Annotated in this window: 10 protein-coding genes; 2 read left to right on the top strand and 8 right to left on the bottom strand. The window is 44.0% G+C overall.

Features of this window, described 5'->3' with window-relative positions; genetic code table 11:
- The 6 genes from EA392_02475 to EA392_02450 form a co-directional block, all read right to left on the bottom strand.
- The coding region (locus EA392_02475; protein ID TVR41072.1) for a restriction endonuclease subunit S at positions 1-572 on the bottom strand (572 nt) is incomplete at its 3' end.
- The gene (locus tag EA392_02470; protein TVR41071.1) at positions 559-1,833 is read right to left on the bottom strand and encodes a hypothetical protein; all 1,275 of its coding nucleotides are present in this window, start codon (positions 1,831-1,833) and stop codon (positions 559-561) included. The genes EA392_02470 and EA392_02475, both read right to left, overlap by 14 nt.
- Before the next feature lie 164 nt (positions 1,834-1,997).
- Positions 1,998-2,720, bottom strand: a complete 723-nt coding sequence (locus EA392_02465) for a GIY-YIG nuclease family protein (GenBank protein ID TVR41070.1) — start codon at positions 2,718-2,720, stop codon at positions 1,998-2,000.
- 8 nt (positions 2,721-2,728) lie between these two features.
- On the bottom strand, positions 2,729-4,219 hold the full coding sequence (locus tag EA392_02460) for a type I restriction-modification system subunit M (protein TVR41069.1): 1,491 nt from the start codon (positions 4,217-4,219) through the stop codon (positions 2,729-2,731).
- On the bottom strand, positions 4,216-4,527 hold the full coding sequence (locus tag EA392_02455) for a hypothetical protein (GenBank protein TVR41068.1): 312 nt from the start codon (positions 4,525-4,527) through the stop codon (positions 4,216-4,218). The genes EA392_02460 and EA392_02455 overlap by 4 nt, the downstream gene beginning before the upstream one ends.
- 31 nt (positions 4,528-4,558) lie before the next feature.
- Positions 4,559-5,194, bottom strand: a complete 636-nt coding sequence (locus tag EA392_02450; protein ID TVR41067.1) for a restriction endonuclease subunit S — start codon at positions 5,192-5,194, stop codon at positions 4,559-4,561.
- 37 nt (positions 5,195-5,231) lie between these two features.
- Between EA392_02450 and EA392_02445 the strand changes: the two genes are divergently transcribed.
- Both EA392_02445 and EA392_02440 read left to right on the top strand, forming a co-directional pair.
- On the top strand, positions 5,232-7,349 hold the full coding sequence (locus EA392_02445; GenBank protein ID TVR41066.1) for a hypothetical protein: 2,118 nt from the start codon (positions 5,232-5,234) through the stop codon (positions 7,347-7,349).
- A 343-nt stretch (positions 7,350-7,692) separates the two neighbouring features.
- Complete coding sequence (locus EA392_02440; protein ID TVR41065.1) at positions 7,693-8,106, top strand: hypothetical protein; 414 nt, start codon at positions 7,693-7,695, stop codon at positions 8,104-8,106.
- Positions 8,107-8,113: 7 nt separating this feature from the next.
- On the opposite strand, the gene EA392_02435 is transcribed toward EA392_02440, so the two are convergent.
- Together EA392_02435 and EA392_02430 are read right to left on the bottom strand one after the other, a co-directional pair.
- Complete coding sequence (locus tag EA392_02435) at positions 8,114-8,686, bottom strand: hypothetical protein (GenBank protein ID TVR41064.1); 573 nt, start codon at positions 8,684-8,686, stop codon at positions 8,114-8,116.
- Positions 8,683-9,546 carry a hypothetical protein gene (locus EA392_02430; protein ID TVR41063.1) on the bottom strand — a complete coding sequence of 288 codons (864 nt, stop codon included), beginning with the start codon at positions 9,544-9,546 and terminating at the stop codon, positions 8,683-8,685. The genes EA392_02435 and EA392_02430 overlap by 4 nt, the downstream gene beginning before the upstream one ends.
- Positions 9,547-9,800 lie beyond the last annotated feature (254 nt).

Below are 9,800 nucleotides of genomic sequence, written 5' to 3'. Positions count from 1 at the left end.
ATGGCGCGGTCCCAGGTGGAGAGCACGGCAGCAATGGCGCGTTGTTCGGGGAGGGGTGGGACAAGAATTGGAAACTTTGACACAAAGTCCCAATCTGCTCTTGGCATCTTTGATCCACTAGTAACATTTGCAGCCTGAATGAATCTATGTTGCTGAATCAAAGCATGTAAAAACACGCCTTCCATTAACTCTTTACGAGGAATCAACACCCAAATTTCGCTTGAACATACTCCATCGAATTCGGCGATCCAGTACTTTCTCAAATAAGGTCGCAATTTTCCAAAAAGAACTTCACCTCTAAAAAATCTTGATTTGATACTTTTTTGATCTACTGAGTTTACATATCCATTGATCGAACCAGTCTCTTGTTCTATATGCTCCAATTCAACACACGGCAAAGATTCTTTGGAGGCCGGATCATATTTCTTGGCACTTTTACCAGCGACTTTGTCGAATTCGACAAATTGCCACTCCTCCGGAATCCATCCGAGTTTGGTTTTTTTGTAGCCGGGTTTTTGTTGAGTTTCTGTCAACGCTATGTCTTTTTCAACTTCCATTTCAATTCCGTTCAATTTTCAGTAACTCGTCCATTCGATTCAACACAAATTCCTCGAAATCGTGTACATGAATAATCTCTGGCTTAACCCCTTTGGGGAGGCAATTCACAATTCTCTTTTCTACTTCTTTAGCTTCTGGATTCACAATGATCAATCGCTTCAGGTTTCTTGCTCTTTCAAGTTTCTTGTTGAACAGACGCTCATTGCCTTTCCAGCCAATCAGGTATAGTTCTTCAATTCTATCAATAGCGTGTTTTAAGGTCTCTACATGCTCATATGGCATCAGTACTTCGTCCTTGTCGCGGTATGGAATGAGCAATGCCGGAAAAAAATCGGTCTCCCGACCTTTAGGAATTACTTCCAGTTTGCTTTTGGCAATAGTGTATCGACCGCGATGGAATTCATCATTAAATTGTTCGGGGCCCCAACTATTGATGTCGATCATATCGTCAATATCTCCAAGAATCTCGAAATACAATTTCCAGGGTTCTACCTTTTCCTCCCACAAATACTGAGCGAAGGAAGCTCCATTCAATTGTTCCGAATACTCTCGAGGAATGCGCCATCCCCAGTTGCATGAGCCGTGTGGTTTAAACAAGAGCAGGTTGTTATTGCGGTAATCCACATAGCTTTCCATTGAGTTCAATGGCACACCATTGGCCTCAGTAACGAAATGGTCGAGAATGGTATCATAATTAAACGTCACCAGTGAAATTCGCTCTTGTGGATTTTCGAATGTAACTGCTTCTAATTTACTCAACAAAAGCCGGTAAAGATTCTTTCGTCGGAACTTCTGGTGGACTTCGCTAGAAATAGTTAAAAAGAGCTTTTGTAGATAAAACTGGATGTTCAGGTGCCGAATTGCGACATTGGGATTGTATTTCGTTTTGACCATATCCCATTCTTCTTCAAGGCAGCTTTCAATATCATTTCCGCGCGATTCAAACTTTGTGGTGGATTGATCGGCTCCGGGAAATTCAGAAATCAATTCATCATATTTCGCTGCAAACACCTCGTAACCCGTTGGCGGAGAAAGTGCATGCTTGCGCAATTCTTCCTTTTGTTCATCAAAACAACAAAATGAAGAAGCCGCAGCGCCAAAAATGAACATGCGTTTCAGTTCATGGTGTTGCTGAGGCATATCTTCCATGCCCACATAATTGTCTTCAGGGATATATTGATCCCAGGTAGCGGCAATTGCACTGAGATCTTTGATTTCTCGTGCTTTTTGTTGAAACTGCTTCAGTCGTTCTTCGCCTGCTGGAAGTCCCTTCAACTCCTTTGATTTGGAGGATTGGACTATAAAGAATCTATCTGGATAATCTGGCAGTTGAACAATGCGCCCGACGTAAATTTCACCAAAGTAGGTTATAAAAAACCGTGCTATATTGGGATTATCCTGATTCTTCAGCCATTCACGTGGTATGTCCAATCGGTTGTTCATTGGTTGGACTTGCTTGTAGGTTTATTGGGATGGCTATTTGGCCATTGTGCTTCGTGGGGCTGGCTTTCGAGAGCATCCCGCCGGCTGAGGCACTCGAAGCCAAAGGGGTGGTCGGGTTCGGAGGAGATATCGGCTTCGTTGGGCTGGCCTTCGAGTACCCTTCGACTTGCCTTCGAGAGCCTCAGGCGGCGCTCAGGGAACTCCTCAGGCCGCGGTTCCGGTTTCATTGAGTGCGATTGTGGTTCATAATGATCTGAATCGAGAGCGTCCCGCCGGCTGAGGTTCACCGGCTGGCTGAGGTGGTTCCTGAGCCCGGTCGAAGGATTCTCGAAGCCATAGGTGGATTCGAAGCCAAAGGGAGGCTCGGGTTGGTTGCTTTCTGCTTCGGAGGACTGGCCTTCGAGTCCCTCAGGCCGCGATTGCGGTTTCAATGACTCCGAAGTATTTCGATCCCGATAAGCAATAGCCAACTCCGGCAACAACTCAGGTTTGCCGTCAATCAGCGCTTCTTTCTTTTTCCTGTTCCAACCCTGCACCTGCTTTTCGCGGTAATACGCCTCATCAATTCTCTGGTATTCTTCAAAATACAGCAATTTCACCGGAAGTCTTTTCCGCGTGTAATTTGCGCCCTGGCCCAGCATGTGCTGCTCAAGTCGCAACTCAAGATCTTTGGTGCTGCCGGTATAATAGCTGCCGTCACTGCAATGCAATATGTACATATAGCCGCTCAAAATCCCAATTCATCCAAATATTTATCCATCTCCTTGCGCACATCAGCCAGCTCGCTTTCCAGTTCTTTGATCTCACCGCGCAGGGCGCTTACATCCACTTCATCTTCCTCTTCAAAAGTATCTACATAGCGCGGAATATTGAGGTTGAACTCGTTTTCGCGAATCTCGTCCTGCGTGGCGCGGTAGCTGTATTTGTCAATCGCCGAAAAGTCGCGCACGGTGGAAACCACTTTTTCGATATCCTCTTCGCGCAACCGGTTTTGCCGTTTGCCTTCGGCGTATTCGCGGCTGGCGTCCACAAACAACACGTCGGTGGTTTTCTTTCCGCGGTTAAACAGCAGGATGGCCGCCGGAATACCGGTTCCGAAAAACAGTTGCGCAGGCAACCCGATCACCGCTTCGAGCAGGTTTTCTTCAATCAGTTGTTGCCGGATGCGCCCCTCGGCACTTCCGCGAAACAACACGCCGTGCGGAACAATCACACCTACCCTGCCCGTGTTTTCTACCGTGCTTTCCACCATGTGGGTAATGAAGGCGTAGTCGGCCTTACTTTTGGGCGGAACGCCCCGCCAGAAGCGATTGAAACGGTCGTTTTCGGCTTTTTCGGCTCCCCATTTATCGAGCGAAAACGGCGGATTGGCCACCACGATATCGAACTTCATCAGGTGGTCGCCCTCGGTGAGTTTGGGATTGTTGAGTGTGTCGCCCCATTCGATTTGCGCGTTATCGAGCTCATGCAGGAACATATTCATTTTGCCCAGCGCCCACGTGCTGCCATTGCTCTCCTGCCCAAACACCGAGTAATTATCGGAATCGATCTCGCGCGCCACCTTGATGAGCAGCGAACCCGAACCGCAGGCCGGGTCGTAGATGCGCATCCCTTCTTTGGGTTGCAGCAATTTGGCGAGCAGTTCGCTGACCTCGGCCGGGGTGTAGAACTCGCCGCCTTTTTTGCCCGCGTCGCTGGCAAAGTGCGAGATCAGGTACTCGTAGGTGTTTCCGATAACGTCCTGGTTGCCGATGGTAGAAGGCCGGAAATCGAGCCGCTTGTCCGAAAAATCCTCAATGAGGTTTTTGAGTCTGCGGTGTCGGTCTTTGGTTTCGCCGAGGTTGTTTTCGCTGTTGAAGTCGATATTGCGGAACACGCCTTCGAGTTTGCCCTTGTTGGCCTCCTCAATGGCGTCAAGCGCTTTGTTGATGATCTCGCCGATGTGCGGATCGTTACGCTGTTCGTAGATGTCGTAGTACGTGGCACCGTTTGGAATCACAAAGCGTTCGCGCTCCATGGCGCGCTGCACGCGCACGGCGTCGCCGCCGTACTTTTTCTCGTACTGTTCCTTGCGGTCGCGGTGTACATCGCTGATGTACTTCAAAAACAGAAATACCAGGATGTAATTTTTGTACTCACTGGGATCGACTACGCCACGGAAGGTGTCGCAGGCTTTCCAGGCGAGCTGGTTGATTTCGGATTGGGAGACTTGGGTCATGCTTCTTTAATTAAATTCAATATTCGTATTTGATCCATGTTGGCGTCCCATCCTAAAATACTTTCAAGCTCGGACTCTAACTTTTTCTCATTTATCTCACTTTCCAATCTCTTTTCAATTCTTTCAAGTTTCGTCCTGTATTTTTCGAAAAAGACTTGTGCTTGGTCCTTTACATCCATTACCATTTTACTCTGTCTTTCAAATATATTATTTGCGCGCTCAACATCACGATCGTTGACGGTTTGTCTCAATTCATAAAAAAGTTCATTTTGCCGATCAATGAGTAAATTCAAGATGTCATGGTTCATTTGCCTGAGGCGATCTCGTCCGTTAGCAATTCTAACTTGGTTCGATGTGTCTGATAAGGTAGTCATACTTGTGTTGTATTTTAGTCGTTAATAATTTCTCTTTTCTCCAAAGCAGACTCAGCTGCAATATATCGTTTTGATGATTCGCATTAGACACCGGAATCTTCAAGTTCTCCATTACTTTTTTACTGATTGTTCTTACCGTCGCTAATTTGACATTCTGTTCAAAATACCGTCCGGCTTTAGCGGACATCAGGAACCACGCGAGATAATCTGGCAAAACTGAGTCTGTAAAATTCCGAACCACAAAAAAAGTAGATGAAGCCACCGCTTTGGACAGTTGTCCCGTCCAGCAAACGGCATAGTTCCGCGCGCCTTTAGCCGCAAAGAGCACATCACCGGGCTGGAGGAAATCGGTATCTTTGCATTGATCTTCTGAGATGTAGGACAATCCCGCCGTTTGCAATTGGCCAAAATCGTCAAAGTCCTTTCCCTGCACGCACGGGATATTGCCGTGGTCGCTGGTGCGGGTGTTAATTCCGAAACGGATTTCGGCGAGATCTGAAAGGAATTTTGTTTTCATACTGCCTACAAAGACGATAAAGCTGCAAAAAGTTGCTTCTTTCCGAAAGATTTTTTTTTGATACTGCGCGATGTAAGCTTTCATGCTAATTTAGATTGATTGAATTATATTTAGCGACAAGATGGAAATGAAGCATCTATACGAAACGCGTGAAATAAGCGTACGGGCATATAACACATGCAAAACACTCGGTATTAAGAATACTCATGATTTAGCCCTGTACTTTCAACAAAACAGGCACTTTCGTTCTGCCATAAATTGCGGCACCAAGACCAACCAGGAACTTATCGACTTTTGCAACGACAAACTCGGCTATCCTCTTGCTACGTCCATGCAACCTGCCGATCTCAGCGATGAACAGTTGGACCTTGTGAATTGCTTCATAGAGCTAAAATGTGAAAGCATGAGTGTGCGATCGCAGAACTCCTTGATCAAATTTTTAAATGGGAAAGTGGACTACCCTCATTTGCTTAAAAGTCTTCCAAAATCTGAAATACAATCTATTCCTGGTATAGGCAAGCATTCTGCCAGGGAAATCGAATTACTCCTTCAATCTGTTATTCGCTATACGGACGGACTAAAAGATGATGGTGATTTTTTGCATCGCGAACGCATCAAACTTTTTATGTTGCGCTCGCATAATATCAGCATGAACACCGAACAGGCTCCTGAATCGTTGCTCTCTGCGGTCAACCTGGTTTTATCGGAAAGCATGAGATTCAGTGCAAAAGAGAGAAAAATACTTCTATCCACTTTCAATATTTACGATAATTTCCCGTCCGTGGCCATGGCCACAGTTGCCAAACAAGTTAAACTCAGTTCCGAACGCGTGAGGCAATTGAGAATACAGCTTTTTACCAAACTCCAGATTATAATTGAGGAATTATCCCCATTGAATTTACTGAGTAATTTAAATAGAGACACGGATTGGATCTATGTGGACAGCGATATGCAGTCCGCTATGAATTCAAAATCAGCAACGAAGTTTTCAAAGCAATTTATCGCGTGGATATTAAGCATTGAGTTGCGCAATCGCTTTAGCCCTGTTTGTGACCCAAAAGAAGTGATTTTACATCAGAAAGTACAAAACCGAACCCGGCATAACTGGAAGAACATTTTGCTTCTTTCGGACACATTTCAACGTGGACTGATGGCCAACGATTTTGCAGATTTTGTGTTTGAAATTCAGAATCAGAAACGAAAGACACCTTTAATTATTCGCTTAAAAGAATTGATCCCCAAAATAACAGGAAGCACTTCTAATCTGCACAAAGCACCAGCAGCACAATTAATTCGTAAGTTGCTGTGGGAAGAATTTAATATGGAGCCAGACGAAAATGACGTGTTAACTTTTGAACCCACCGCTTATCGTCCGGTTCGAGAATACCTTTATGACATTCTCGATAAAGCGAATCGACCTTTAAAGCTAGAAGAGATTATCAACTTCTTAAATGCCGAGTTGCCAAACAAGCGAATAAAGCCGGGCTCTATTCGCTCAGCATTATTGCACCACCCCGAGGTGGTTTCTATCGGAAGGAAAAGCATGTATGGCCTTAAAAAATGGGAGTCTGAAAAAAGCGATTTCAAGGGAGGGACAATTGGTGAAATTGTCATTGATTACCTGTCGGCAATCGATTATCCAGCTCATATTGATGCTGTGGTTGAAGAAGTTTTAAAATTTCGACCTGAATCGAATTTCAAAAGTATTGAAACAATTTTAAGAGTTGATCAGTCAGGCGATATTGTTTTTTACAACAAAGGGCTTGTGGGCCTAAAATCGAAAACATATCTATGTGGGCCCAATGGAGAATTGCTAACCGAAAAGATTTCGGCTCGGATCAAAAGCTGGTCGCAGCGATACGAAGAACTGACAGCGTTCTGCCAAAAAGCCGAGCGCCTACCTTCTTCAACAGGTAAGACTAGTGGAGAGCCTGCACTGCACCGATGGTTCAAACGTCAGCAAAATAGATCCGATTTGTCCCAAAAGAAGAAAGAACTTCTGACAAAAATTCAAAGTAGTTTTGATGTGCATGAGAGTGATGCAAGAATTGCAAAGCGATTGAGAAATTTAGAGTCCTTAAAGTTGTTCGTGTGGCAAAATGGCCGATTGCCTGACTCACGACACGATACCGAAAAAAAGCTTTACAGCGTCTACTATCGCGAGAAGCGAAACTTTGAAGCTAATAAACTGTACCAGAAAATGAAGGAGTGTTTCGAAGAGATTTTGAGTTTGATTTGAACACCACTCACCGGAAAGGTCTGTTGACTGCCAGCAATAAATGAGGCCCAGAGCCAACCTCAAAAGATCCAGACAACTCGACAGCAAAGTTTCAAAACACCGCAATTGCATGGTATAATTTGATGATGAATCATTACATTTATCGTTGAACGAAATAGAATGACTAACCAAGCTCTCGAAACCGAACTCTTCGATCTGCTGAAACAACAAGTTACTAGCGCATTACCCCAGGAAGCTCGGCTTTTGGACGTGGGCGGAAAGAACACCAGCGAGTCAGTATTTTGCAATGTGTACCGTGGACCTTAAACCATTACGGAAAACTACTTTAACTTAAAATATTAAAATGACTAAACTCGAAAAAAATCAAACCGGAATTGCTTCTGAGTATTGCGTTGCAGGTGAGTTAGCCAGAATGGGCTACAATGTTTCCGTCACCTTTGGGAATACCAAATCAATCGATTTGTTGGTTGAGCGTGATGACTCCACTGCTGCTATTCAAGTGAAAGGTATGCAGAGAACTAAATCGATATGTTGGAACCTGGACAAAACCAAAGTGAAAAATGGAATTATCTACGTCCTGGTGAATTTACACGTTGATCAACCTGAAGCTAAACCAGAGTTTTTTGTTTTAACTGCCAGCGAAGCTAAAGAGTTATTTAAGGATACTCCAAAACAAGGTGAGAAGCGGACCTATTTGGATTACAACACGATCAAAAAGTTATCGGGTTATCGAGATGCATGGGGGAAAATAATTTAATAATCAGTTACTTCAGCTTTCCTTCAATCTCTTCAATAAAAGGAAGTACTGCTTGAGCATAGACACTGATTCTTTCGATGGCTTCATTAATCAACTTATCGCGTCGATCATCCAGAATTTCCCTCAATGATTCGTAATTCGCGAAATTCACGTCGATGTATTGCCATCCTATCCACCACTGAGATCGCTTGAAATTATCAAACCCTTCATAGCCTGATTTTTTCAAAATTTCTGCATGCCTTAAAGCCGCCTCCTCATTATTCATATCCTGAAGGCTTTTGTGAATCCAAATACCGAAATAAGGTCGCGAATCGAATCGCTCATACTGTACACGAACATTAGAATTGGATTTGAAAAAGCCCAATTTTGGATAGGAATCATCCACGGTACCCGAAGAAATGAATTTGTACCCCAAAGCACTCAGCTCATCGGCATCTGACAAGGCTGATTTGAGGCTCTCATAGAAGTTTTCTACCAGATAAAACTTCGCTTTCTCAAAAGCTTCATTTATCTCCCATGCTGTTTCAAAATTATCCGGCTGTATCAACCAAGAAGTCAACTTATCATCGTAAACGCTCATATTTCGTTAGGTAAGGTTTCTAAGTAATATTCAAGAGTAATCTTCAATCGCTCAGCTTCTGCTCGATCAAGGCACTTCTCAATCCAGAATCGGGTATGCCTCGCGTGAGATCGTTTTAAGAAAACCCCTGCATCTGCCAAACGCTTGAGAGTTTCCGCGCTAGTTTCATCCATTGATAGATTTGATGGGGCTTTACCATCATTAGTTAGATAAATCAATCGAATATCCTCGTCTGAAAATCCGCGCCCTTTGGCAAAACTATAATAACGGTACAATTGGTCCTGTTGATCGGTGGCAAACAATTTATTCTCAATCAAAATGACCTTTCGTGCTTTTTTGTGCTCCAGGTAAATATCGATAAACCCCAAGCCTTGCGTATACTTTTCCAGTGTCACCAGCCAATTACTGTCTGTGATATGTTGAACGAAATCTTCAAGATGGAAACATTTAAAAAATGAATGCAAAAAAAGATCTTGATGCCCATGGGTTCCGGTGGGCCTCAACAATTCACCAATTATTCGACTATGAAAAATTGTTTCACGGTGCGAGACGCCCATAATGAAAAAAGGATTGAATCTGTCTGCAACCGTTCTTTCATGCATTATTGCATCTTTCTTAACCTCGATAAAACCATCGAGTACTGTTTTGCATCTTTCGATTACATCATTGAAGTCTTCAGTGGCTACGGAATCCGCAAAAATTCTAAAATCAGTTATGAAGCGTTGCAACTTTTCCATTGCTGTAAACATAGCAAATAAAAAACGGCTACAATTCTTAATCCCGCCCACCGCCAACTCAAAACCGTCAAGGCCATCACTCCGGTGTGCAACAACCTCCTCATCCAACCAAAAGACCTCCACCCCGATCGGGAAATGATTGTTCGTTTTATGGTGATTGCGGAAAGGTTGTTTCGGAGTATGTGAGGATTCCGTTCAAACAAGACGTTTTTGAAGCCTCTATTGTCTCAACCATGATTTTTGGGATTTACCTGATGGCTTGATTTTCTATATCATGCAGTGTCTTCCTACTCCTGAAATGGTTTGAAATCACGGCAATCGTATAATCCTCAAAATCATGGTGCAGACAATTTTCCCAGAAGTTCCGGCAGCAAATC

Source organism: Cryomorphaceae bacterium (assembly GCA_007695365.1).
Taxonomy (GTDB): domain Bacteria; phylum Bacteroidota; class Bacteroidia; order Flavobacteriales_D; family SKUL01; genus SKUL01.
The sequence above is the reverse complement of the archived record's forward strand: the minus strand, read 5'-3'. Positions and strand labels throughout refer to the sequence as shown.